Origin of the sequence: Collimonas fungivorans Ter331 (assembly GCF_000221045.1) — a bacterium.
Lineage (GTDB): Bacteria > Pseudomonadota > Gammaproteobacteria > Burkholderiales > Burkholderiaceae_D > Collimonas > Collimonas fungivorans_A.
In genome coordinates this window covers 5,125,437-5,150,602 of record NC_015856.1, presented here as the reverse complement: position 1 = coordinate 5,150,602, position 25,166 = coordinate 5,125,437, and the positions used below count along the sequence as shown (strand labels likewise).

The 25,166-nt window shown below is 59.0% G+C and carries 16 protein-coding genes; 11 read left to right on the top strand and 5 right to left on the bottom strand.

Going from position 1 to position 25,166, the window contains the following annotated elements:
* Nucleotides 1-11: 11 nt before the first annotated feature.
* Entirely contained in the window at nt 12-1,391 is a 1,380-nt protein-coding gene (locus CFU_RS22960) for an amidohydrolase (protein WP_041742807.1), read from the bottom strand.
* An 86-nt stretch (nt 1,392-1,477) separates the two neighbouring features.
* Nucleotides 1,478-1,936 carry an Lrp/AsnC ligand binding domain-containing protein gene (locus CFU_RS22955; protein WP_014008389.1) on the bottom strand — a complete coding sequence of 153 codons (459 nt, stop codon included), beginning with the start codon at nt 1,934-1,936 and terminating at the stop codon, nt 1,478-1,480.
* A 215-nt stretch (nt 1,937-2,151) separates the two neighbouring features.
* Here CFU_RS22955 and putA point away from each other — a divergent pair, with 215 nt between their 5' ends.
* Nucleotides 2,152-5,880, top strand: a complete 3,729-nt coding sequence (putA, locus tag CFU_RS22950) for a trifunctional transcriptional regulator/proline dehydrogenase/L-glutamate gamma-semialdehyde dehydrogenase (protein ID WP_081466537.1) — start codon at nt 2,152-2,154, stop codon at nt 5,878-5,880.
* 121 nt (nt 5,881-6,001) lie between these two features.
* Here putA and CFU_RS25435 read toward each other — a convergent pair whose 3' ends face one another.
* The gene (locus tag CFU_RS25435; RefSeq protein ID WP_014008387.1) at nt 6,002-7,987 is read right to left on the bottom strand and encodes a DUF3300 domain-containing protein; all 1,986 of its coding nucleotides are present in this window, start codon (nt 7,985-7,987) and stop codon (nt 6,002-6,004) included.
* Between the two features lie 242 nt (nt 7,988-8,229).
* Here CFU_RS25435 and CFU_RS22940 point away from each other — a divergent pair, with 242 nt between their 5' ends.
* Nucleotides 8,230-10,269 (top strand): AsmA family protein, encoded by a 2,040-nt coding sequence (locus CFU_RS22940; RefSeq protein ID WP_041742805.1) that lies wholly within the window; start codon nt 8,230-8,232, stop codon nt 10,267-10,269.
* Nucleotides 10,270-10,414: 145 nt separating this feature from the next.
* On the opposite strand, the gene CFU_RS22935 is transcribed toward CFU_RS22940, so the two are convergent.
* Nucleotides 10,415-11,722: an aspartate carbamoyltransferase gene (locus tag CFU_RS22935; RefSeq protein ID WP_014008385.1), complete on the bottom strand. Its 1,308-nt coding sequence runs from the start codon at nt 11,720-11,722 to the stop codon at nt 10,415-10,417.
* A gap of 837 nt (nt 11,723-12,559) precedes the next feature.
* A complete protein-coding gene (locus tag CFU_RS22930; RefSeq protein WP_014008384.1) occupies nt 12,560-13,447 on the bottom strand; it encodes a LysR family transcriptional regulator in 888 nt (295 codons plus the stop codon).
* A 150-nt stretch (nt 13,448-13,597) separates the two neighbouring features.
* Here CFU_RS22930 and CFU_RS22925 point away from each other — a divergent pair, with 150 nt between their 5' ends.
* The 9 genes from CFU_RS22925 (at nt 13,598) to mnmG (ending at nt 25,134) form a co-directional block, all read left to right on the top strand.
* Nucleotides 13,598-15,118: a CoA-acylating methylmalonate-semialdehyde dehydrogenase gene (locus CFU_RS22925; protein WP_014008383.1), complete on the top strand. Its 1,521-nt coding sequence runs from the start codon at nt 13,598-13,600 to the stop codon at nt 15,116-15,118.
* A 169-nt stretch (nt 15,119-15,287) separates the two neighbouring features.
* Nucleotides 15,288-16,928 (top strand): GMC family oxidoreductase, encoded by a 1,641-nt coding sequence (locus tag CFU_RS22920; RefSeq protein WP_041742803.1) that lies wholly within the window; start codon nt 15,288-15,290, stop codon nt 16,926-16,928.
* 207 nt (nt 16,929-17,135) lie between these two features.
* Nucleotides 17,136-17,906, top strand: a complete 771-nt coding sequence (locus tag CFU_RS22915) for an ABC transporter ATP-binding protein (protein ID WP_041742801.1) — start codon at nt 17,136-17,138, stop codon at nt 17,904-17,906.
* A complete protein-coding gene (locus CFU_RS22910; protein ID WP_050808696.1) occupies nt 17,906-18,664 on the top strand; it encodes an ABC transporter ATP-binding protein in 759 nt (252 codons plus the stop codon). Before CFU_RS22915 ends, CFU_RS22910 begins: the two co-directional genes overlap by 1 nt.
* Before the next feature lie 86 nt (nt 18,665-18,750).
* Nucleotides 18,751-19,959: an ABC transporter substrate-binding protein gene (locus CFU_RS22905; protein WP_041743821.1), complete on the top strand. Its 1,209-nt coding sequence runs from the start codon at nt 18,751-18,753 to the stop codon at nt 19,957-19,959.
* A 153-nt stretch (nt 19,960-20,112) separates the two neighbouring features.
* Entirely contained in the window at nt 20,113-20,997 is an 885-nt protein-coding gene (locus CFU_RS22900; protein WP_014008378.1) for a branched-chain amino acid ABC transporter permease, read from the top strand.
* 29 nt (nt 20,998-21,026) lie between these two features.
* Nucleotides 21,027-22,001, top strand: a complete 975-nt coding sequence (locus CFU_RS22895; RefSeq protein ID WP_041743820.1) for a branched-chain amino acid ABC transporter permease — start codon at nt 21,027-21,029, stop codon at nt 21,999-22,001.
* 230 nt (nt 22,002-22,231) lie between these two features.
* Nucleotides 22,232-23,005: a sulfite exporter TauE/SafE family protein gene (locus tag CFU_RS22890; RefSeq protein WP_041743819.1), complete on the top strand. Its 774-nt coding sequence runs from the start codon at nt 22,232-22,234 to the stop codon at nt 23,003-23,005.
* A 203-nt stretch (nt 23,006-23,208) separates the two neighbouring features.
* Nucleotides 23,209-25,134, top strand: a complete 1,926-nt coding sequence (mnmG, locus tag CFU_RS22885) for a tRNA uridine-5-carboxymethylaminomethyl(34) synthesis enzyme MnmG (RefSeq protein WP_014008375.1) — start codon at nt 23,209-23,211, stop codon at nt 25,132-25,134.
* Nucleotides 25,135-25,166: the final 32 nt, after the last annotated feature.

The following is a 25,166-nucleotide window of genomic DNA, read 5'->3' as shown; positions in this document are numbered from 1 at the left end:
AGAAAACCGGTTTAGCGTGGCGCCGCCGCGGCGTACAGATAATCGGTCGCCAGCGACGCCATGGTGCGCACGCCGACCACCAGTGCCGATTCATCCACGAAGAATCCCGGATTGTGGTTCGGCGCGGCCTTCGCCATATCCTGGCCGCGCGGCGTGATGCCGAGGAACACGAACAAGCCGGGCGCCTCTTTCGCAAAGAAAGAAAAATCTTCGGCGCCGCCGACCAGCGGACTCTGCGTCACATCGTTTTGTGCGGCCCAGCGCAAGGTAGGGCCCATTTTTTCGGTCAGGCCGGCGTCGTTGATGGTCGGATCGTATTTTTCGATGATGGTGACTTCGGCCTTGGCGCCGCCGCTCTCGGCGATCTTCTCCACGGTCTGGCGCACGTTCGCATGCAGCTTCTGGCGAATGCCATAGTCGTAGGAACGGATGGTGCCGGTCATGTCGACCGATTCCGGAATGATGTTATAGCGGGTGCCGCCGTTGATCGTGCCGATGCTGACCACTGACGGGAAGGAAGAAATATCGGTGCGGCGGCTGACCACGGTTTGCAGGCCCACCAGCGCTTCGGCGCTGACGGTGATCGGATCGATGCCGTCCCACGGCCGGCCGGCATGAGTCTGCTTGCCGAGGATGCGGATGCGCAGGTCGTCGGAACTGGCCAGGGTCGGGCCGGCGCGATAGGCGATCTGGCCGGCGGGAATCCCGGCCCATACATGCAGGCCGAACACTGCCTCCGGCTTGGGCGCTTTCATCGCGCCTTCCTGCACCATCATTTTTGCGCCCCAAGTGTTTTTCCCGTCCGGCACAAAATCGCTAGGGCCTTCTTCCGCCGGCTGGAAATAGAACACCACGGTGCCCGGCAGGCGCGCCCGCATGTCGCTCAGGATCTTGGCCGTGGTCAGCAGGATCGCCGTATGCGCATCGTGGCCACAGGCATGCATGACGTCGACATCCTTGTCCAGATAACGGCCTTTGCTGTGCGAAGCGAACGGCAGGTCCGATACTTCCTTCACCGGCAATGCATCCATATCGGCGCGCAAGGCGACGACCGGGCCGGGCAAGCCGCCTTTCAGTATCGCCACTACGCCGGTGCGTGCAACGCCGGTCCGTACTTCCAGCCCCAGGGCGCGCAACTGCGCCGCCACCAGTTCGCCGGTGCGCTTCTCGACATTGCCCAGTTCCGGATGCGCATGGATATCGCGCCGCGTCTCCAGCAGCGCCGGTTCCAGCGCCTTGGCTTGCTGGGCGATTTCAGAGCGTGTAGCGTCGGCAGCAGCGGATATGGCAGCCGGCAAAGGCGCGGATGCTGCGACAGCGATGGCGGCATGTCCGCTCAAACCGCAAATCAGGCTAAACAATAATTTGTGTGGAATTGTCGGCAATTGCATGATGTGTCTTCTCCAAGATAGTTGTTCTGATGATACAAGAACAACTATTGTGACACGATCTGCCAACGAACTGAAACTGCCGGCCCTCAGCGAATCGGCAGTTTTGTAGTGTGCTTGACCTCTTCCATCACCGCGTAGGTGTGCGTCTCGCGCACGCCCTTGAGCTGCAGCAGCGACTTGCCGAGAAACTCGCGGTAGGCGTTCATGTCCTTGACGCGCGCCTTGACCAGGTAATCGAAACCGCCAGCCACCATGTGGCACTCCAGCACCTCGGGAATGATTTGCACGCTCTGGCTGAACGCCTCGAACACCTCCGGCGTGGTGCGGTCCAGCACTACTTCGATAAACACCAGCAAGGCGACGTCCAGCAGTTGCGGATTGAGCTGGGCGGTGTAATGCAGGATGTAGCCGGCTTCCTGCAATTTGCGGACGCGCTCCAGGCAGGCGGCGGGTGACAAGTTGACGCGGGCAGACAGGTCGACATTGCTGATGCGGCCATCATTCTGCAATTCGGCCAGGATTTTCTTGCTGATCTTGTCAAGCATGCACTATTTTCCGAAAAATTTTATTCGGTTAAATTTTCTCACCAATAACAAAATTTTGATAGCGACCATTATTACCAGAATTAATCCATGCCGATGCCGCCTACAATCGAACAACTTCACTTTCCCGGACTGTTAAACCGGTCGCTGTGATTGATGCACCAAATAATGCTCCAAAGCAAATTAACAAAACCAATATACTCACCGAGACAACCGCCATGCCGCCGCTACAGCCGTCATCCAAGCCCGACCCTACTTCTTCCGCCATGTTCAGCCCCGCATTCACCGTCTTCCACCAGGAAGTCATGGGCGAGCCGACGCCATTGCGCGCCGCCATCACCGCCGCTTACCGGCGCGATGAAACCCTGGCCGTGCAATGGCTGCTGGCGCAAGTGCAAACCAGCGCTGGCGCGCATGCCGCCAGCCAGGCGCTGGCGCGCAAGCTGGTGCAGGCGGTGCGCGAAAAACGCACGCGCGCTTCCGGCGTCGACGCCTTGATGCATGAATTCTCGCTGTCGTCGGAAGAGGGCGTGGCGCTGATGTGCCTGGCTGAAGCGCTGTTGCGCATTCCGGACCACCAGACCGCCGACCGCCTGATCGCCGACAAGATCAGCAAGGGCGACTGGGGCAGCCACCTGGGCGAATCGCCGTCGCTGTTCGTCAACGCCGCCACCTGGGGTTTGCTGATCACCGGCAAGCTGGTCGCCACCAATAGCGAACGCGGCCTGGGTTCAGCGCTGACCAAGCTGATCGGCCGCGGCGGCGAGCCGCTGATCCGCAAGGGCGTCGACGTCGCCATGCGCATGCTGGGCAACCAGTTCGTCACCGGCCAGACCATCGCCGAAGCGCTCGGCAACAGCCGCGACAATGAAAAGCGCGGCTACCGCTATTCCTACGACATGCTGGGCGAAGCCGCCCTGACCGAGGAAGACGCGGCCGCCTACTATCGATCGTATGAGGATGCGATCCATGCCATCGGCAAGGCGTCGAATGGACGCGGCATCAAGCAGGGCCCGGGCATCTCGGTGAAATTGTCGGCGCTGCATCCGCGTTATTCGCGCGCGCAGCGGCAACGCACCATGGAAGAATTGCTGCCGCGCCTGAAACAGCTGCTGCTGCTGGCCAAGCAGTACGACATCGGCCTCAACATCGACGCCGAAGAAGCGGACCGCCTGGAACTGTCGCTGGACCTGATGGAAGCGCTGGCGTTCGACCCCGAGCTGGCCGGTTTCGAGGGCATCGGCTTTGTGGTGCAGGGCTACCAGAAACGCTGTCCTTTCGTGATCGACTACCTGGTCGACCTGGCGCACCGCAGCGGCCGCAAGTTCATGGTGCGGCTGGTCAAGGGCGCGTATTGGGATTCCGAAATCAAACGCGCCCAAGTCGACGGCTTGCCCGGCTTCCCGGTATATACGCGCAAGGTGTACACCGACGTTTCCTACCTGACCTGCGCCCAGAAACTGCTGGCGTCGACTGATGTCATCTACCCACAGTTCGCCACGCATAACGCACATACATTGGCGACCATCTACAGCTGGGCGCAGGAAAAAAAGATCACCGACTATGAATTCCAGTGCCTGCACGGCATGGGCGAAACCTTGTACGACCAGGTGGTCGGCAAAGACATGCTGGACAAGCCTTGCCGGATTTATGCGCCGGTCGGTTCGCACCAGACCCTGCTGGCTTACCTGGTGCGGCGCCTGCTGGAAAACGGCGCCAATTCTTCGTTCGTCAACCAGATCGTCGACGAAAGCGTAAGCATCGATTCGCTCATCGCCGATCCGCTGCAAGCCGCGCAACAGCTGGGCGGCGAGCCGCATCCGCAGATTGCCTTGCCGCCCGCCATGTACGGCGCCGAGCGCAAGAATTCGGCCGGCCTGGACTTGAGCAGCGAAGAAGTGCTGCGCCAGATCGACAGCGCTTTTGGCGTGTTCGGCAAACAGCAATGGCATGCCACGCCGATGCTAGCTGAGTTGCAAACTTACAGCCAGGCTGTGCGTCCGGTATTGAATCCGGCCGACCAGCGCGACGTGGTGGGCAGTGTGGTTGAAGCCAGCGTCGCCGATGTCGACAAGGCCTTGCATGCCGCCAGCGTCTACGCCATGGACTGGCAAACCCTGCCGCCGGCGGAACGGGCCGACAAGCTGGACCGCGCCGCAGCCTTGTTCGAAGTCCATCAGCTGGAACTGATTGCGCTGGCGATCCGCGAAGCAGGGAAGTCATTGCCGAACGCGATCGCCGAAGTGCGCGAAGCGGTCGATTTCCTGCGCTACTACGCGGCGCAGGTGCGGCATACCCAGAATGCCTTGGCGCTGGGACCGGTGGTGTGCATCAGCCCGTGGAATTTCCCGCTGGCGATTTTCATCGGCGAAGTCAGCGCTGCGCTGGCCGCCGGCAATGTGGTGCTGGCGAAGCCGGCCGAACAGACGCCGCTGATCGCCGCCCGCGCGGTGCAGCTGCTGCATGAAGCCGGCGTGCCGCCCGCCGCATTGCAGTTCCTGCCGGGCCAGGGCGACACCGTCGGCGCCACGCTGACCGCCGATGCGCGCGTCAAGGGCGTGATCTTCACCGGATCGACCGAAGTCGCGCAGATCATCAGCCGCACCCTGGCCAAACGCTCGCTGGCGGAATCGGTGGACTTGCCGCTGATCGCTGAAACCGGCGGCCAGAATGCCTTGATCGTCGATTCCAGCGCGCTGCCGGAACAGGTAGTGCAAGACGTGCTGAGTTCCGCCTTCGACAGCGCCGGCCAGCGCTGTTCCGCCTTGCGCGTGCTGTGCCTGCAAAACGATATCGCCGACCGCACCCTGCATATGCTGAAGGGCGCCATGCAGGAACTGCGGATCGGCAATCCGGACCGCCTCGTCACCGACATCGGTCCGGTGATCGATACCGACGCCCAAGGCCAGCTGTTGGCGCATATCGAAACGATGCGCGCCACGGCCAAGGATTTCTACCAGCTGCCGCTGCCGCCCGAGCAACACCATGGCACTTTCGTTGCTCCTACGCTGATCGAAATCGGCTCCATGTCGGAACTGAAGCGCGAAGTGTTCGGCCCGGTATTGCATGTGCTGCGTTACGCGCGCAACGAGCTGCCGCAACTGGTCGACGCCATCAACGGCAGCGGTTACGGCCTGACTCTCGGCATCCATTCGCGCATCGATGAAACCATCGATTTCATCGTCGCCCGCGCTCACGTCGGCAACATCTACGTCAACCGCAACATCGTCGGTGCGGTGGTCGGCGTGCAGCCGTTCGGCGGCGAAGGGAAATCCGGCACCGGACCGAAGGCCGGCGGACCGTTGTACCTGAAACGCCTGCAGCGCAATCCTGCGGTGTCGCTGGGGGCGCATACGATCCATGCGCCGAATCCCGAAGCGGCGAACGCCACGCCGGTGCTGCAAGCCTTGCTGAGCTGGGCCAGGACCCACGGCCACCAGCGCATAGCCGCGCTGGGCGAGGAATACATGCACGCCAGCTGGCTCGGCACTTCGCTGGTGCTGCCAGGCCCGACCGGCGAACGCAACAGCCTGTCGTTCGCACCACGCGGCGCGATCCTGTGCAGCGCGGATAACGTCGGCGCCATGCTGAATCAATTGGCGGCGGTGTTCGCTACCGGCAACCTGCCGGTGGTCGAGGCCGGCTCATCGGCCATGATCCCGGAAGGTTTGCCGCGCGCGGTGCGCGCTGCGATTCGTGTGGTCGACCAGCTGGCCGGCAGCGACCACGCCACGCGTTTGCAGCTGGCCCTGGTCGACGGCGCCGGCACTGTCCGCCTGCGTCCTTTGCTGACCGCGCTCGGAGAACAAAGCGGGGCGCTGGTGCCGTTGCTGGAAACCTCGGAATACGCTTCGATTCCCTTGTGGCGCCTGCTGGCCGAACGCGCGGTTTGCGTCAACACCACCGCCGCCGGCGGCAACGCCAGCCTGATGACCTTGCAAGCGTAGATACAGCGAGCCTGACGGCTTGCACAGTAAAAAGGCTGGCTGAACCTTGTGTTCAGCCAGCCTTTTTTATTGCGCCGGAGTTCCTGCCGCAGTTCTTCTCAATCACATTTTTTCGACACGCTCATTTGTGTTCGTCATCCTTTTTCTGCGGATGGATATTGTTCCCATGCGGCTGCTCGTGGTTTTGCTGAGGCGGATGCGGCGCCTGCACTTGAGGCTGAGGCTGTGGTCGCGGCTGCTGCATTTGCGGCTGCGGTTGTGGCCGTTGCATCTGAGGCTGAGGCGCCGGTTGCGGCCGCGGCTGTTGTAGCTGAGGCTGCGGGTGGGGTTGCGCCTGTGGCTGCGGCGATGCTTGCGGCCGCGATTCCGGATGGTTGAAAAACTGCGGTCCGGGATTGCCTGCCGGCCGGTTCGGTTCCTGATGCATTTGCTGGCCGCCTTCAGGCCGATGCTGGAACTGCTCCGGCTGCCGGTTAGTCATGTTTTGCGGCGGCGACTGAGGTTGCGGCGCCGGCTGCGGTCTTGCTGCCTCCGGTACGGCGGGATGATTGACGTTCGGCCTTGGAACATTGCCGTTGAAAGGATTCTTATGCAGGTTCACCGCGTTTTCTGCATCCAGGTTCCTCGGCTGGGCCGGGCGCCGGCTCTGCGCGTTTTGCTGTAGCTGGTTCGGTAGCGGTTTCTGCCCCGGCTCGCTGGCTTGCGGCTGGCCGGGAGCCGGCCGGAGGAAGCCCGGACGCGCCAGTTGATTGGCGTTAGGCGCGCCGCCGTTCGCCTGCGGCGGGGTCTTGCCGAAATCGGGCCGGCTCATGTGGCTGAAATCCGGCTGGCCATGGTTCGGCCGCGGATTACCGGCAAACGGCGCTGCGTTCTGGTTCGGACGCTGCTGTGGCTGCGGCTGCGGCTGTGCAGGATTCGCTGGCGCCACCGGATTCGGCCGCTGTCCATTGAAGAAATTAGCCGCACCGCCGCCGCCCGGCTGGCCAGGAGGGCGCCCGCCGTTGGCCGCGGCGGGATTATTGCCGGGGCCGCCAAAATTATTGCGGGTGTTGTTGTTCACCGTACTATTGTTGTTCACCGTACTGTTGTTGTAGGTATTGTTGTAGTTGTTGGTCACGCGGTTGACGATCGTCGTCGAGCGCGACACATAGGTATTGTTGTTATACACAACCGCGGGCCGGTGCCAGCCATGGTCGCGGTCTCCTCCATCGCGCCAGTTGCCGCCGCCGCCATCGCCGCCCCAATGCACCCCCCAGGAATTCCAGCCCCAGTCGTGATGGCTGATCACGGCGCCGACAGCAACGCCGAGGCCGAAGGTAATCACGCCGGCGGTCACTATCTCGCCCGGCGGATAATAACGGGGAGGGGGTTCGTAGGTATAACCGGGATAGACCGGCAACGGCTGGCCATAGACTACGCCGGGATTGTAGGCCGGCACATACACCACATCAGGTTCGGCCGGCTCGATCACGATGGTTTCCGGCGGCGGCGCTACCATTTCCGGGCCGGCATAGACCAGCGGCTCGCCAGGCGGCGGCGCATAACCGGTGGGCGGCGCTGGCTGCACGCGCGGCCTGACGGCGATGCGCTGCTGTTTAGTGTCTTTCAGGTTGCCGCTGCTGGCGGCGCGCTGGCGCATCACCTGGATCGCATTCATCACGTCGGTAGGATCATTGACGTAAGCGTCGCCAAGGGCCGAGGTCCAGGGAATGTTGCGCGCCATCTGGTCCAGCACGCTGGGAAACTGCGTCAGGCCTTTGACGCTGACGTCCCAAGGCTGCTGGCTGGCCGCGTCCTGCAGCTGGGCGCCCTTCAGGTTCTTGTTTTGCGCCAGCCAGTTGTCGGCGGCGGTGATCTGGTCGGGATAACTGGATGCGGCCAGCACTTGCGCCACCAGCTTGTCGGGAAACAGCGCGATGGGGCCGACCAGCTGATACAGCTGGTCGGCGGTTGGCGGTACATAGGCAGGGGCTGCTTGTGCTTGCGGCGCTTGGGGCGCCGTTGCGGCAGGGGCAGCGTCCGGTTTTTTGTCGCAGGCGGCCAGCGGCAGCATCGCTACGCAGACGCTAAGCATCAGCGACATCGAGGTGTTTTTATTGTTGCTCATTTTTTGCTCCAGACTACGAGGAATAGATGGTGGTTACACGCTAGCACGGCTACTTGGCTGCGCAACATCGGGTTACAAACGCTTGCATGTTTCACACAAAGGCCAGTCTTTGGATAACGCCTCATCTCCGGGTCCCGATGACATACAATTTCTTATCAGTTTCATTATTACCAAAGCGGCAAGCACAATATTCCGGATACTTGTCAAATTGAACTTTTGTTAGCGAGTTGCCTCACAACCTTATGACTACCTCTACTTTTCCCCCGCTACGGCGTCCGGTGCGCGTGCTGTTGTGGTCGATTGCGGCGTTGATTGGTTTGATCGCCCTGTGCGTGGCGCTGCTGCTCACGTTCGACTGGAACCGCGCCAAACCATGGCTGAACCAGCGGGTCAGCGAGGCAACCGGGCGCAATTTTGCGATTCGCGGCGATCTGGCGCTTACCTGGCAAAAATCGCAGACCGACCTCGATAGCTGGCGCCGCTGGGTGCCCTGGCCGCGCCTGAGCGCGAAGGACATCGTGCTGGACAATCCCGACTGGGCCAAGACCGGTCCGCACATGGCGGAGATCGGCCAGCTGACGTTTTCGTTGAGCCCCCTGCCGCTGCTGGCCCACCAGATTGTGGTGCCGTCGCTGGAACTGGATACGCCGAGCATCGCGTTGGAGCGCAAGCCAGATGGCGACAACAACTGGACTTTCAAATCCAGCGGACCGTCCGCCTGGCAGCTGCAGCTGCAAAAACTGGTGCTGGCGAAAGGCACGGTGAGATTGCTCGATCCCGTCAGCAAGCTCGACATCAAGGCGGACATCGACAGCTTGCCGGCGATCAGCCCTGAAGGTTACGGCATCGGCTGGAAAGTCGGCGGCACCTTCAACAAAGCCGCTGTCGGCGGCGAAGGCAAGGCAGGCGCGGTGCTGTCGTTGCAGAATTCCAGCAAGCCGTATCCGCTGCAAGCCAGCGTCCATGTAGGCAAGACCGCGATTGCAATCCAGGGCACGCTGACCAAGCCGAGCGACCTGGCGGCGCTGGACCTGCGCCTGAAGCTGTCGGGCGCCAGCATGTCGAACTTGTACCCGCTGACCGGCATCGTGCTGCCGGCGACGCCGCCGTTCGCCACCGAAGGGCGGCTGATCGGCAAGCTCAACAGCGCCGGCGGCGACTGGATCTACGATAAATTCAGCGGCCGCGTCGGTTCCAGCGATTTGTCCGGCACGCTGGAATATGTCGCGCAGAAACCGCGGCCTTTGCTGAAAGGCACGCTGTTGTCGAACCAGCTCAAGCTGCAAGATCTGGCGCCGCTGATCGGCGCCGACTCCAACGCCAGCAAAGCCAATCGCGGCGATGGCGTGGCACAGCCGGGCAACAAGGTGCTGCCGGTGGAGCAGTTCGATACCACGCGCTGGGGCAGCATCGATGCCGACGTCAAGTTCACCGGCCGCAAGATCATCCGCGATAAAGACCTGCCGATCCAGGACCTGGTGGCCGACCTCCATCTGAAGGACAGCGTGCTGTCGCTGACGCCGCTGAACTTTGGCGTGGCCGGCGGCAACCTGGTTTCCAACATCAAGCTCGACGGCAGTAATAAGCTGATCAAGGCGGAAATGAAAATTTCGGCGCGCCATCTGAAAATCAAGCAGCTGTTCCCTACGCTGGCGTCAGCCCAGGCCAGCCTGGGGGAAATCAATGGCGACGCGTCGCTGTCCGCAGTCGGAAATTCGGTGGCCAGTCTGCTGGGCAGCTCGAACGGCGAACTGAAAACCCTGATCAACCAGGGCACCATCAGCAAGTTCCTGCTGGAAGCGGCGGGCCTGAATATCGGCAACGTGGTGATTTCCAAGCTGTTCGGCGACAAGCAGGTGAAACTGAATTGCCTGGCCAGCGATTTTGCCGTGACCAATGGCGTGATGGATGCGCGCACCTTCGTGATGGATACCGACGATGCCATCGTCAGCGTCCAAGGCCAGGTCAACCTGGCGCAGGAATCGCTGGCCCTGACCATCAATCCGAAGACCAAGGGACTGCGCATCTTTTCGCTCAGGTCGCCGCTGCACGTCACTGGCAGCTTCAAGAACCCTGACGTAGGGGTGGACAAGGGCGTGCTGGCGTTGAAGGCTGGCGGCGCGATTGCGCTCGGCGTGCTGGCTCCGGTGGCGGCCGTGCTGCCCCTGATTAATATCAGCCCGGACCAGCAAAGCGATTGCGCCGGCCTGCTGGCGCTGGCCAAGGAAAAGCCGGTGGCGCCGCCGCCGGGCAAGACGCTGCGGCCAAAGAAAGCACGCTAAGGCAAGCGGCCGGGTAGGGTGGGCACCTCGTGCCCACGCGTGACCGCGATAACCGGAGTACGCACCTCCGTGGCTCTACAATGGTATGTATGTGGCGTGAGTTCACGCGTGGGCACAAAAGCGCGCCCACCCTACGCGACCCCGTCTAGGCGACCCCATCAAATGCCGCATCATCCGGCCCCACATGCCGCGGCGAGCGCCAGCCGGCGTCGCGCATCGAATGCTGGACCTGGTTTTCCACACCCAGCAAGGTCGCAAAGATCGCCATCCTCACCGGTATGCCGTTGTCCGTCTGGCGGAAGATCGCCAGGCGCGGATCGTGGTTAAGATCGGTACTGAGGTCATTGGCGCCAGGCCTGCCGTCGCGCGGCAGGGGATGCATGACGATAGTGTCGGCGCTGCAGGTGGAGTCGATCAGCGCCTGGTTGATCTGGAAATCCGGGGTATAGCCCTCTATCGCCTCGTCGGCGAAGCGTTCTTTCTGGATCCGGGTCGCGTACACGATGTCAGCCCCCTTCAAGCCTTGCGCCAGCGAGGTCGACTGCTCCACCACGTGGCCGCCGCGCGCGATGCGTTCCAGGATATGGGCCGGCATCTCCAGCGTCGATGGCGCCACCAGCGTGAACCTGAGGTTGCGGTACAGCGCCAGCAGCTTGATCAGCGAATGCACGGTGCGGCCGTACTTCAGGTCGCCGACCATGACGATGTGGGCGCCGTCGACCAGTTTCCCCAGCCGCGAGAATTCGCGCTGTATGGTGTACAGGTCGAGGATCGCCTGGCTGGGGTGCTCGCCCGGGCCGTCGCCGCCATTGATTACCGGGATATTCGTGGCGCGGGCAAATTCGTCGACCGCCCCTTGTTCAGGGTGCCTGACCACCAGGGCGTCGGCATACCCGCTGATGACGCGGCTGGTGTCATAAATCGATTCGCCCTTGGTCATTGAAGAGAAGGTAAAACCGGTAGTGTCGCAAACCGAACCTCCCAGCCTGCAGAACGCCGCGCCAAAGCTGATACGCGTGCGCGTGCTGGCTTCAAAGAACAGATTGGCCAGCACGGCACCCTCGAGGATGCGCGTGACCTTCTGGCGCCTCGCAATGGGCTGCATGATGTCTGTGATGCGGAACAGCTGCTCCAGCGAATCGCGTGAGAACTGGCCCACCGATAGCAGCTGGGGTCTGCCGTTATAGGCAATCTGTTCGCGGAGCGGGGAGCCCGCTTTATTCGAATATACGCTCTGCGTTGAAGCTGGATGATGCAATTCGCCATCCAGGATTTCCCCGACAAATTTGCTGACGATGTCGGGCATGACCCGGAATTCACTCGATGTTTCGGGAAGCAGCCAGGTGTCCAATGCACGCTTGCGGACGCCGATGCGATCGGAAAAATGGTCCCTGGTCAGGTTCAGGCGGCGCATGGCGTCGCGCAGGAAAGTCTGTTGGTCACTCATTGTCATCACCTTTATATACGCTTTGCGTACATTAAAGGTTCGACTTTGTTCTGTCCAGATTTTTCTCTCCCCTTGATGCTGCCTATTATTTAGGCAAGAGAAAATTTTTCTTGAAAACGGTCTCGGGAGGTTCAAAAACCTCGGTAAACGACCCAATTTTCAGGTTTTGTGGATAAAGCTGTGGATATCGTGTTTTTTAATTGTGGATATCCAGGATAGTTTTCCACAGCCATCTTTTTATCCAAGAACTGTTCTTTTGCGATACACCGATTACTCAGGCTTTATCCAATTCATAAGTACTTGAATGAATGGTCAAATTCATAGTTATCCACAGAAAAGCAGTTAGTTAACTACTACTACTATTTATATATATAAACCTTTAAATACAAAACCGAAAAGCCTTTTCTTTTGAAGTTGCTTTTAAAAAAGAATTAATAAAAAGAAGTTAAAAATGCAATTCCTTAAGAAAAATCATTTTTTTTCAGAGCACTTCTTTCTTCAATTCAAGAAAAGCAGCTATTTGAAAATGAGGAAAAGAAGAGATCCAAAAAGAGGGTTGTGGATAAGTCTTTGGATAACTACAGGAATCTAATGTGAATAAACAGGACAACAAACCAGAGCTCTATTTTTATCCAAGAAATGTTCTTTCCAGATACAAGGTTTACTCAGCATTTATCCAAGTCGTAAGTTATTGAATGAATAGTCAAATTCATAGTTATCCACAGAAAAGCAGGTGGTTAACTACTACTACTATTTATATATATAAATCTTTAAATACAAAGCTGAAAAAACCGGTTTTGGAAAAAAGCGGAGGATTGCTTCCTAAAAAAGGCTTTTAAAGCATTAATTTTTCCAAATTGATTGCAATATGGCAAAAATTGCGGCAATCACCGGTTCGTCTTTACGCTTCTCCAAGGTGATAAACGAAAGTTCGGTGGATAAATTGACCGTATCGGAAATCACCAGGCCGTGAGCATGTGCTTCACGCAGCGCCACTGACTCGCGCACCAGGGACAAGCCGACTCCGGATTTCACCAGGTCGAGCATCGAAGGTTCCTGGTCGACCAGGGCAACTTTGTTTGGGGTGACTTTGTATTGAGCAAAAGTTTTGCTGAGCAAACGATGATGGGCCGACTCGGGAGGAGTCCAGATCCAGGGCAGTTTGGCCAAAGCCGGCCAGTCTTTTCCGGAAACCCTGCTTTTCCAGCCGGATGGTGCAAGCACACAGTAAGTAAATTGTGTCAGTGTGAGCCGATGGAAATTCTTGTTTGGCGTACCGAGGTAGTAACCGACATCGAGATGGCCGGATTTGATTTGCTGCAGCACATCGCCTGACATGCTGTGTTGCAACTGTGTAGAAAGCTGGGGATAACTTTCCACCAGGCGCTGCAGGAAAGCACCCAGCCGGATGAATTCAGGATCGAGGATGGTGCCGATCGCGAGTTTTCCGCTCAGGATTTCCGAGCTGTTGGAGTGCAGGCTTTCTGCCTGCTGGCGCAATTCTGCCATGGCGGCGATTGCGCGTTCGGCAAATGGCATTAACTTGACGCCATCGTCGGTCAACGCCATGCCGCTGGGGATGCGCGTAAACAATTGCAGGTTCAGGCTCGCCTGCAGCGACTTGATTTGCAGGCTGACGGCAGGTTGCGTGACGTGCAGCAGTTCTGCGGCGCGCGTCAGGTTGCCTTCCCTGGCGACGGTGACGAAGGCGCGAAGTTGGGTAATGTCCATATGCTCAATTTTTCATCGGGAGTAGTTTTGTAGTACAGATTATTAGCATTGCTTATATTGATCTTGATCATAACTCATTGGATTGTTGGAAAAACTAGCGATATTCTGGGAAAACGCTAACCGAACCCGTTTTTACCAAAAGGAATCCTTATGACTACCAGCCCGACTCCGCTTATTCAACATTACATCAACGGCAAAGTGGCCGAATCCACCAGCGGCCGCTTGCAGGACGTGTTTAATCCGGCTACTGGTGCGGTGTCGGCCAGGGTTGTGCTGGGCAGCGTGGAAGAGGTCAACAGTGCGGTTGCGGCAGCATCGGCAGCAGCGTCAGGATGGGCCGACACCGCGCCGCTGAAGCGCGCGCGGGTGATGTTCAGGTTCAAGGAATTGATGGAGCAGCATCACGATGCGCTGGCAGCGGCGATCACGCGCGAGCACGGCAAGGTATTTTCCGACGCCAAAGGCGAAGTGACGCGCGGCCTGGAGATCGTCGAATTCGCTTGCGGCGTTCCGCATCTGCTGAAGACGCAATTTACCGACAATATCGGCGGCGGCATCGATAACTGGAACCTGCGCCAGCCGCTGGGCGTCACGGCCGGCATCACGCCCTTCAATTTTCCGGTGATGGTGCCGTTGTGGATGGCGCCAATGGCGATTGCGACCGGCAATACGTTTATCCTCAAGCCATCCGAGCGTGATCCGTCGCCGTCGTTGATGATGGCTGAACTGTTCCACCAGGCTGGTTTGCCGGATGGCGTCTTCAATGTGGTGCAGGGCGACAAGCTGGCGGTGGATACCTTGTTGCAGCATCCCGATGTGAAAGCGGTGTCGTTCGTCGGCTCCACGCCGATTGCGGAATATATCTACCAGGAAGGGGCCCGGCGCAAAGGCGCTTATCCGCTCAGGGTGCAGGCGCTGGGCGGCGCCAAGAATCACCTGGTGGTGATGCCGGATGCCGACCTGGACCAGGCAGTGGACGCCTTGATGGGCGCCGCCTACGGTTCGGCCGGGGAACGCTGCATGGCGATATCGGTCGCGGTCGCGGTTGGCAATGTCGCCGACAAATTGATTGAAGCCTTGATTCCACGCGTGAAAGCGCTGAAGATCAAGAACGGCATGGAAGCCGATGCGGAAATGGGTCCGGTGGTGAGCGCCGTGCACAAGGAAAAAATCGAGGCCTACATCGAAGGCGGCGTTGCTGCCGGCGCCAAATTGCTGGTCGATGGCCGCGGCCTGAAAGTCGCCGGGCTGGAGCAGGGATTTTTCCTTGGCGGATCGTTGTTCGACCAGGTAACGCCGGAGATGAAAATCTACCAGGAAGAAATTTTCGGACCGGTTCTTTGCATCGTCCGGGTACCCGATTTTGCCGCCGCCGTGAACCTGATCAATGCCCACGAATTCGGCAACGGCGTGGCGCTGTTCACCTCGGACGGAAATACGGCGCGCGAGTTTTCGCGCCGGATCGAGGTCGGCATGGTCGGCATCAATGTGCCGATTCCGGTGCCGATGGCCTGGCATTCTTTTGGCGGCTGGAAGCGCTCGTTGTTCGGCGATACGCATGCATATGGGGAAGAGGGCATACGGTTTTATACACGCTACAAATCGATCATGCAACGTTGGCCGCAGACGATTTCAAAAGGAGCGGAATTCACCATGCCGGTCGCTAAATAAATAGTATAAATAATTATTTATTAAATGATATAAATAATATTCATTCCTATACAGATCTCGTTCTGTGATGCTTTATTTGGGTATCTTATTTTTCAGGCAGCGCCGGACGAGGTTTTGAAAATCAATCTGTAAATCAGGTTTGCACAAAACAAAAAAGAGAAAGAGACGCATGGAATCAGCAGGGAAATACGACTACATCATCATCGGCGCGGGCACCGCCGGCTGCGTGCTGGCGAACCGTCTGACGCAGGACAGCTCGGTCAAGGTATTGCTGATTGAAGCAGGCGCCAAAGATGATTACATCTGGATCCACATCCCTGTCGGTTACCTGTACTGCATCAACAATCCGCGTACCGACTGGATGTACCGGACCGAGCCGGACGCCGGCCTGAACGGGCGCAGCCTGATTTATCCGCGCGGGAAAGTGCTGGGCGGGAGTTCATCGATCAACGGCATGATTTACATGCGCGGCCAGGCTCGCGATTACGACCAGTGGGCGCAGCTGACCGGCGATCCGGCGTGGCGCTGGGAGCAGGTGCTGCCGCTGTTTAAGAAGAGCGAGGATCACTACAACGGCGCCGATGAATTCCATGGCGCCGGCGGTGAATGGCGGGTTGAAAAACAGCGCCTGTCATGGAAGATACTGGATGCTTTCCGCGATGCGGCGGCGGAAGTCGGCATACCCAAAGTCGACGACTTTAACCGCGGCGACAATGAAGGATGCAGCTATTTTGACGTGAACCAGAAACGCGGGATTCGCTGGAATGCAGCCAAGGCGTTCTTGCGTTCGGCCAGCGGCCGCGGCAACCTGACCATCATGACCGGCTGCCAGGTAAAACGGCTGTTGCTGGAACGCAGTGAGGAGGACCAGCGGCAGGGGCTGGTTTGCAAGGGCGTCGAATTTTCCGGCGGCGGCAAGGAATGGCGCGCCGAGGCCAGCCGTGAAACCTTGCTGAGCGCCGGCGCTGTCGGTTCGCCGCATATCCTGCAGTTGTCCGGCATCGGCCCGGCGGCGCTGTTGCAGCAGCACCAGATTCCCGTGATGCAGGATACCCCAGGTGTCGGCGAGAACCTGCAGGACCATCTGCAGATCAGGATGGCGTTCAAGGTCAATGGGGTAAAAACCCTCAACGCCATGAGCAGCAGCTGGCTGGGCAAGGCCCGGATCGGCCTGGAATACCTGCTGATGCAAAGCGGCCCGATGTCGATGGCGCCGTCGCAGCTGGGGGCGTTCGCCAAGTCCGATGCGGGGCAGGCCACGGCTAACCTGGAATATCACGTGCAGCCGCTGTCGCTGGAGAAATTCGGCGATCCGTTGCATGCCTTCCCGGCGTTTACCGCCAGCGTCTGCAACCTGCGGCCCAGCTCGCGCGGTCATGTGCAGATTGCTTCGGGCCTGGCCGAGGGCGCGCCGAAAATCACCCTGAACTACCTGGATACCGAAGAAGACCGCAAGGTTGCCGCGGCTTCGCTGCTGTTGACGCGCAGGATTGCCGCGGCGCCGGCGCTGCGGAAATATGCGCCGGAAGAATTCAAGCCCGGCCCGCAATACCGGACCGAGGAAGAACTGATCAAGGCCGCCGGCGAGATCGGCACCACGATTTTTCATCCCGTAGGAACGTGCAAGATGGGCCGTGGCGACGATCCGATGGCGGTGGTGGACAGCCAGCTCCGGGTGAAGGGCGTGGCCGGCCTGCGCGTGGTTGACGCCTCGGTGATGCCGACCATCACATCCGGCAATACCAATTCGCCGACCTTGATGATTGCTGAAATGGCGGCAAAATTCATCAAGGAAGGCGCCGGTAAATAAAAAGAAGGGCTAGGGCGTGGGGGCCGTTCAAGATATTTTGTAAGACATGGCTAATTCCTCCAAAGTTTTTGTATAGTATTTCTACGTATTGCCGCCGCAGAGCGGCAACGGTTAGTATCCGTAAAAAAATATAAGGCTGATAAGGTGATTGCCATATCATCTATCAAGCCGGGATGTTCCGATAAAGCAACATCAATAGGAGACCGGATGACTGACATCATCTTGGAGACAAAAAACCTGACCAAGGAGTTCAGGGGGTTTACGGCCGTCAATGGCGTTAACCTGCAGGTCGAGCGCGGCCATATCCACGCGCTGATCGGTCCCAACGGGGCAGGTAAGACAACCTGCTTCAATCTGCTGACCAAATTCCTGGTGCCGACTTCCGGCCAGATCCTGTTCAACGGCCGCGACATCACCACCGATGCGCCGGCCCAGATCGCGCGCCAGGGCATCATCCGTTCGTTCCAGATTTCCGCCGTGTTTCCGCACCTGAGCGTGATGGAAAACGTGCGCATCGGCTTGCAGCGTACGCTGGGGACCTCCTACCATTTCTGGAAAAGCGGTAAGTCGCTGGCGCAGCTGAACGAGCGCGCCATGGCGTTGCTGGCCGAAGTCGACCTCACCGAGTTTGCCGATACCCTGACTGTCGATCTGCCTTACGGCCGCAAGCGGGCGCTGGAGATCGCCACTACCCTGGGCATGGAGCCGGAGCTGATGCTGCTGGACGAACCGACCCAGGGCATGGGCCACGAAGACGTCGATCGCGTCACGGCGCTGATCAAGAAGGTTTCCGCTGGCCGCACCATCCTGATGGTGGAGCACAACATGAACGTGGTGTCGGGCATCTGCGACAAGATCAGCGTACTGCAGCGCGGCGCCATGCTGGCGGAAGGCCGCTATGAAGAAGTATCGAAGAACCCGCTGGTGATGGAAGCCTATATGGGCACCAGCACCGAAGCACTGGCAGGAGCGCATTGATGTCCGCTGTCCAATCTCCAAGCATCGGCGCCGTGGCTCAAGGTACAGCGGGCACGGTTGCGCTCAGCATCGAAAACCTGCAAGCCTGGTATGGCGAATCGCACATCCTGCACAACGTCAACCTGAGCGTGAACAAGGGCGAGGTAGTGACGCTGCTGGGCCGCAATGGCGCCGGCCGCACGACTACCATGCGCGCGATCATGGGCCTGACCGGTGTGCGCAAAGGGTCGATCAAAATAGGCGGAGTCGAGACGATAGGACTGCCGACCTACAAGATTGCGCATCACGGCGTCGGTTATTGTCCGGAAGAGCGCGGCATTTTTTCTTCGCTGTCGACGGAAGAAAACCTGCTGCTGCCGCCGTCGCTGTCGACTACTGAAAAAGGCATGTCTGTCGAAGAAATCTACGACATGTTTCCCAACCTGAAAGAACGCCGGAACAGCCAGGGCACACGCTTGTCGGGCGGCGAACAGCAGATGCTGGCGGTGGCGCGCATCTTGCGCACCGGCGCGCGCCTGCTGCTGCTGGACGAGATATCCGAGGGCCTGGCGCCGGTCATCGTGCAGACGCTGGCGCGCATGATCACCACCCTGAAGGCCAAGGGTTACACGATCGTGATGGTGGAGCAGAACTTCTGTTTTGCCGCGCCGCTGGCGGATCGTTTTTATGTGATGGAACACGGCCAGATCGTGGAGTCGTTTGCGTCGTCGCAGCTGGAGCAGAAGATGCCGGTGCTGAATGCTTTGTTGGGTGTGTAAGTCTGGGGAGTCTCGCTGATTGCGGTGGCGAGAAAAATAAGTCGCATAAACAAGGGTCGTGTAAAAAAATGGAGAAGACAATGAATATCAAATTAAAGACTTTAGCAGTCGCGGTCGGCAGCACGCTTGCCCTCGGTCTTGCTACGCAGGCATCGGCACAGATTTCCGGGGACACCATCAAGATCGGTTTCATCACCGACATGTCCAGCGTCTATTCCGACATCGACGGCCCCGGCGGCGCGGAAGCGATCAAGATGGCGATCGCCGACATGGGCGGCGCCATCAACGGCAAGAAAATCGAACTGGTGGTGGCGGATCATCAGAACAAGGCTGACATCGCATCGAGCAAGGCGCGCGAATGGTTTGACCAGCAAGGCCTGGACATGCTGATCGGCGGCACCAACTCCGGCACCGCGCTGGCGATGGCGAAGATTGCGGTGGAAAAGAAAAAACCGTTCTTCGAAATCGGCGCCGGCAGCACCCGCCTGACCAACGAGGAATGCACGCCTTACACAGTCCACTATGCTTACGATACCTACGCTCTGGCCCATGGCACCGGTTCGGCGGTGGTCAAGCAGGGCGGCAAGAGCTGGTACTTCCTGACGGCCGATTATGCTTTCGGCGCCTCGCTGGAAAAAGATACGACCGCGGTGGTGAAATCCTCCGGCGGCACCGTGCTGGGCGCGGTCAAGCATCCGCTCAACGCCTCCGATTTTTCTTCCTTCATGCTGCAGGCGCAATCGTCCAAGGCACAGATCATCGGCCTGGCGAACGCCGGCGGCGACCTGATCAACTCGGTCAAGGCCGCCAATGAATTCGGCGTCACCAAGAATGCCAAGCTGGCCGGCCTGCTGGTGTTCATCAACGACATCCATTCGCTGACCCTGAAACAGACCCAGGGCATGTACCTGACCGACAGCTGGTACTGGGACCAGAACGACGAGTCGCGCAAATGGGCGAAGCGTTATTTCGAGAAAATGAAAAAGGAACCGTCCAGCCTGCAGGCCGGCGATTATTCCGCAGCGATGCAGTACCTGGCCGCTGTCAAGACGATCGGCACCGATGACGGCGACAAGGTGATGGAACAGCTGCGCAAGGCCAAGTTCAACGACATGTACGCCAAGAACGCTTACCTGCGCGCGGATGGCCGCGTGGTGCATGACATGACGCTGTACCAGGTCAAGGCGCCGGCCGATTCGAAATATCCATGGGATTACCTGAACAAGATCCAGACCATTCCTGGCGAACAGGCTTTTGCCTCCAAGGCCGAGAGCAAATGCGCCTTGTGGAAGTAACAGGGCTGCCGCGCCGCAATTGAGAGGGCGCAGCTCGACGCTGAAGATATGCCCGGCGCGCCGCGCAGTGCAAGGGGACCGGTTTCCCTGCGCTGCGTGGCGCGCTGTTCGATAGTTATTCACTCGCACGAGTGATCTTTTGATGACATTGCCATGGAAATATTCGGCATTCCCTTTCAAGCCTTGATGAGCCAGCTGCTGCTGGGGCTCGTCAACGGTTCGTTCTACGCCATGCTGTCGCTTGGCCTGGCGGTGATCTTCGGCCTGCTCAACGTGATCAATTTCGCCCACGGTGCGCTGTACATGATGGGCGCCTTCCTGGCCTGGATCGGGCTGACTTATTTCAACCTGAATTACTGGGTGATGCTGGCGCTGGCGCCGCTGCTGGTGGGGCTGTTCGGCATCGTCATCGAAAGGACCATGCTGCGCTGGCTGTACAAGCTGGACCACCTGTACGGCTTGCTGCTGACCTTCGGCATCACCTTGATGGTGGAGGGCATCTTCCGCTCTTTCTACGGCGTCTCCGGCCAGCCGTTTTCGGTGCCTGAGCTGCTGAGCGGCGCCACCGACCTTGGCTTCATGGTGCTGCCTAACTACCGCGCCTGGGTGGTGCTGGCGTCGCTGACGGTGTGTTTTGCGACCTGGTTCGTGATCGAAAAGACCAAGCTGGGCGCCTACCTGCGCGCCGGCACTGAGAATCCGAAGCTGGTGGAAGCGTTCGGCGTCAACGTGCCGCTGATGGTGACCTTGACCTACGGCTTCGGCGTCGCTTTGGCGGCCTTTGCCGGGGTGCTGGCGGCGCCGGTGATCCAGGTCTCGCCACTGATGGGTTCGAACCTGATTATCGTCGTATTCGCGGTTGTGGTGATCGGCGGCATGGGTTCCATCATGGGCTCCATCATCACGGGCCTCGGGCTGGGCGTGATCGAGGGACTGACCCGCGTGTTTTATCCGGAAGCGTCGGCCACGGTGGTGTTCATCGTGATGGCGATTGTGCTGATGATCCGGCCGGCAGGCCTGTTCGGCAAAGAGAAATGAGCGGAGCGGCTATGTCTATGAATGCAATCGTGAATAAAAAAATCGGCTACGGCTTGCTGCTGGCGGCCGCGTTGGCGGCGCCGTTCGGCATCTATCCGGTGTTCCTGATGAAGATCATCTGCTTCGCGCTGTTTGCCTGCGCGTTCAATCTGCTGATCGGCTTTACCGGTTTGTTGTCGTTTGGACATGCCGCGTTCTTCGGCGGCGCCGGCTACATTGCCGGATATGCGCTGCAGACACTGGGCTTGCCGACCGAAGTAGGGTTGCTCGCGGGCACCGCCACCGGTGCGCTGATCGGCCTGGTGATGGGCAGCCTGGCGATCCGGCGGCAAGGGATTTATTTCACCATGATCACGCTGGCCCTGGCGCAGATGCTGTATTTCGTTTGCCTGCAGATGCCGTTCACGGGCGGCGAGGACGGTCTGCAAGGCGTGCCGCGCGGACATTTGCTGGGATTCATCGACCTTGGCAGCGACCTGACCTTGTATTACGTGGTGCTGGCGATTGCCGTGGCCGGCTTCGCCCTGATCATGCGCACCGTGAATTCTCCGTTCGGCCAGGTGCTGAAAGCGATCAAGGAAAACGAGCCGCGCGCCATTTCACTGGGTTACGACGTCAACCGCTACAAGCTGCTGGCGTTTGTGCTGTCGGCGGCGCTGTCGGGCCTGGCTGGTTCCACCAAGACGCTGGTGCTGGGTTTTGAAACGCTGACCGACGTGCACTGGACCATGTCGGGCCTGGTAGTGCTGATGACTCTGGTAGGTGGTTTGGGCACCATCATCGGGCCGATTGTCGGCGCGCTGATCATCATTGTGCTGGAAAACAAGCTGGGCGATATCGGCAACTGGCTGGCTTCGGTGACTCATATCGACTGGTTCAACGGCCTGGGCGAATCGGTCACCATCGTCACTGGCTTCATCTTTATCGTCTGCGTGCTGGCTTTCCGGCGCGGGATTGTCGGCGAAATTTCGGCCTTGCTCAAGCGCTCTTCCCGGACAGGATGATGTAATCCTGGCCGCGCGCCAAAACAACCCGTACGCAGCCTGGCTGGTACGGGTTTTTTATTTCCGCATCAGGCTAGCCCGATCTGCTTAAATAATAGGCAGATAGTTTACTGTCCTATTCAGCCAATCGAATTACTTGGATAGCTATGAGTAAATAACATAGCTGTCCAGCATGTTGGCCCGGACTCAGGCACGTAGAATTGCGTGTCTTCAATATCGCATCATTCATCATGCCTGAATTATTCCCCGATTTCCTTATCCTCGCCCTTGCCAGTTTTGTTGCCGGCCTGATTGATGCCGTGGTTGGAGGAGGGGGCCTGATCCAGATTCCCGCCTTGTTTTCCATGCTGCCGAACAGCGCACCGGCAACTATCTTCGGAACCAACAAGCTGGCCGGGATATTCGGCACTGGCGCCGCTGCCGTCAATTTTGCGAAACGCGTCAAGCTGGCCTGGAGCGCTGCGCTCCCTGCCGCAGGGGCGGCCTTCCTGTTTTCCTTCCTGGGCGCATACACCGTAACCCATATACCTACCGAGGCAATCCGCAAGTCGCTGCCTTTCATCTTGCTGGCGGTCGCCATCTATACGATAAAGAAGAAAGATTTCGGCAGTATCCATGCCCCTCTGCATACCGGCTCGAAAGAGAAGCTGTTCGCGGTACTGATTGGCGGCGGTATCGGATTTTATGACGGTGTTTTCGGCCCTGGTACAGGTAGCTTCCTGATTTTCCTGTTTGTGCGGTTTTTCGGCTTCGATTTCCTGGCTGCGTCGGCAGTATCCAAGGTAATCAATGTTGCGACCAACCTGGCCGCCTTGCTGTGGTTTGGATATAGCGGCCATATCATCTGGCAACTTGGATTGATAATGGCTATCTGCAATGTCGGCGGCTCTTTGGTAGGTACGCGACTGGCGCTCAAACATGGCAGCGGTTTTGTGCGTAAGCTGTTTTTGATGGTGGTGTCGGTACTGATCTTGAAAACGGGTTACGACGCCTTCCTTAAGTAATTTCCATAATCGGCTTTTCAGAAGCGGCGATTGTTTCACGTGAAACAGTCGCCGTTGTTGTTTTTGGGCCAGATGAGTTTGACTCGGCCAATGTTTCACGTGAAACATCGGCTGAGTCATAACCGTAGAAGTGTAAGCGGCGGCTGCATGCTTTATAATCACGCCTCAGCCCACTGTTTTTCATCGTCTCCAAGAGGCGCACTATGCTTTTTCCTACACATTTTGATGTAATCGTCGTCGGCGGCGGCCACGCCGGCACCGAAGCCGCGCTGGCGTCTGCCCGCATGGGCCAGAAGACTCTATTGTTGACACACAATATCGAGACCCTGGGCCAAATGTCGTGCAACCCTTCAATCGGCGGGATAGGCAAGGGCCACCTGGTGAAAGAGGTCGATGCAATGGGCGGCGCGATGGCGATCGCTACCGATGAAGCAGGCATCCAGTTCCGCATCCTGAATTCCTCCAAGGGGCCAGCCGTACGCGCAACGCGCGCGCAAGCCGACCGCATCCTGTACAAGCAAGCGATCCGTTCGCGCCTGGAAAACCAGGAAAACCTCTGGCTGTTCCAGCAAGCAGTGGATGACCTGCTGGTAGAGGGCGATCGCGTGGTCGGCGCCGTTACCCAAGTCGGCATCCAGTTCCGCAGCAGGGCGGTGGTGCTGACCGCCGGGACTTTCCTCGACGGGAAAATCCACGTTGGGCTTAATAACTATTCTGCCGGCCGAGCTGGTGACCCGCCGGCGATTTCCCTGTCGGCGCGCCTCAAAGAACTGAAACTGCCGCAAGGCCGCCTGAAAACCGGCACGCCGCCGCGCATCGACGGCCGCACTATCGATTTTTCCGGGATGCAGGAACAGCCCGGGGACCTCGATCCGGTGCCGGTATTCTCGGTGATGGGCAATGCGTCCATGCATCCGGCGCAACTGCCTTGCTGGATTACCCATACCAACCAACAGACGCATGACATCATCCGCGCCGGCCTCGACCGCAGCCCGATGTACACCGGCGTGATCGAAGGAGTGGGGCCGCGCTACTGTCCGTCGATAGAAGACAAGATCCACCGTTTTGCTGGCAAGGATTCGCACCAGATATTCCTGGAGCCGGAAGGGCTGACCACCAACGAGTTCTATCCTAATGGTATTTCGACAAGCTTGCCGTTCGACGTGCAGCTGGCCCTGGTGCATTCCATGCGCGGCCTGGAAAATGCCCACATCCTGCGCCCAGGCTACGCGATCGAATACGATTACTTCGATCCGCGCGCCTTGAAGGCTTCGCTGGAAACCAAGTCGATCCAGGGCCTGTATTTCGCCGGCCAGATCAACGGCACCACCGGATATGAAGAGGCGGCGGCGCAAGGCATGCTGGCCGGCTTGAACGCGGCGCTGCAAACACAGGAACGCGATGCCTGGACTCCGCGCCGCGACGAAGCCTACCTCGGCGTGCTGGTCGATGACCTGATCACCCAAGGCGTGCAAGAGCCATACCGCATGTTCACCAGCCGCGCCGAGTATCGCCTCAGCCTGCGCGAGGACAACGCCGACCTGCGCCTGACCGAGATCGGCCGCCAGCTGGGTTGCGTCGGCGACGCCCAATGGGCGCAGTTCGAGAAAAAGCGCGAGGCGGTGGCGCTCGAGATGGAGCGCCTGCGTTCGACTTGGGTCAATCCGCGCATCGTGGCTGAAGCCGAAGCCGAGCGCTTGCTGGGCAAAGCCATCGAACGCGAATATTCGCTGGTCGACCTGTTGCGCCGTCCAAATGTTTCATACGATCAACTGATGACGCTCAAGGGCCTGGATGGCCAGGACCTGGGCGGTCCGGGCGTACAGGACGACACGGTCAAGGAACAGGTCGAGATCCAGGTCAAATACGCCGGTTATATCGACCGCCAGGCGAAAGAAGTAGAGCGCCACGAGCACAATGAAAACCTGAAGCTGCCGGCCGACCTCGACTATATGGACGTACAGGCGCTGTCGATCGAGGTACGCCAGAAGCTGAACCTGCACCGGCCGGAAACCTTCGGCCAGGCTTCGCGCATTTCCGGCGTCACGCCGGCCGCCTTGTCGCTGCTGCTGGTGCACCTGAAAAAGGGCGGCATGAAGCGCTTGAATGCAGATGATCAGGCCGCCTGATCGCTTAGTTATCAACTACTTAATCAACTACC

Bases quoted from the DNA above. Each gene is read 5' to 3' on its own strand.
- CFU_RS22960 (WP_041742807.1), bottom strand. From the start codon at position 1,391: ATGCAATTGCCGACAATTCCACACAAATTATTGTTTAGCCTGATTTGC.
- CFU_RS22955 (WP_014008389.1), bottom strand. From the start codon at position 1,936: ATGCTTGACAAGATCAGCAAGAAAATCCTGGCCGAATTGCAGAATGAT.
- putA (WP_081466537.1), top strand. From the start codon at position 2,152: ATGCCGCCGCTACAGCCGTCATCCAAGCCCGACCCTACTTCTTCCGCC.
- CFU_RS25435 (WP_014008387.1), bottom strand. From the start codon at position 7,987: ATGAGCAACAATAAAAACACCTCGATGTCGCTGATGCTTAGCGTCTGC.
- CFU_RS22940 (WP_041742805.1), top strand. From the start codon at position 8,230: ATGACTACCTCTACTTTTCCCCCGCTACGGCGTCCGGTGCGCGTGCTG.
- CFU_RS22935 (WP_014008385.1), bottom strand. From the start codon at position 11,722: ATGACAATGAGTGACCAACAGACTTTCCTGCGCGACGCCATGCGCCGC.
- CFU_RS22930 (WP_014008384.1), bottom strand. From the start codon at position 13,447: ATGGACATTACCCAACTTCGCGCCTTCGTCACCGTCGCCAGGGAAGGC.
- CFU_RS22925 (WP_014008383.1), top strand. From the start codon at position 13,598: ATGACTACCAGCCCGACTCCGCTTATTCAACATTACATCAACGGCAAA.
- CFU_RS22920 (WP_041742803.1), top strand. From the start codon at position 15,288: ATGGAATCAGCAGGGAAATACGACTACATCATCATCGGCGCGGGCACC.
- CFU_RS22915 (WP_041742801.1), top strand. From the start codon at position 17,136: ATGACTGACATCATCTTGGAGACAAAAAACCTGACCAAGGAGTTCAGG.
- CFU_RS22910 (WP_050808696.1), top strand. From the start codon at position 17,906: ATGTCCGCTGTCCAATCTCCAAGCATCGGCGCCGTGGCTCAAGGTACA.
- CFU_RS22900 (WP_014008378.1), top strand. From the start codon at position 20,113: ATGGAAATATTCGGCATTCCCTTTCAAGCCTTGATGAGCCAGCTGCTG.
- CFU_RS22890 (WP_041743819.1), top strand. From the start codon at position 22,232: ATGCCTGAATTATTCCCCGATTTCCTTATCCTCGCCCTTGCCAGTTTT.
- mnmG (WP_014008375.1), top strand. From the start codon at position 23,209: ATGCTTTTTCCTACACATTTTGATGTAATCGTCGTCGGCGGCGGCCAC.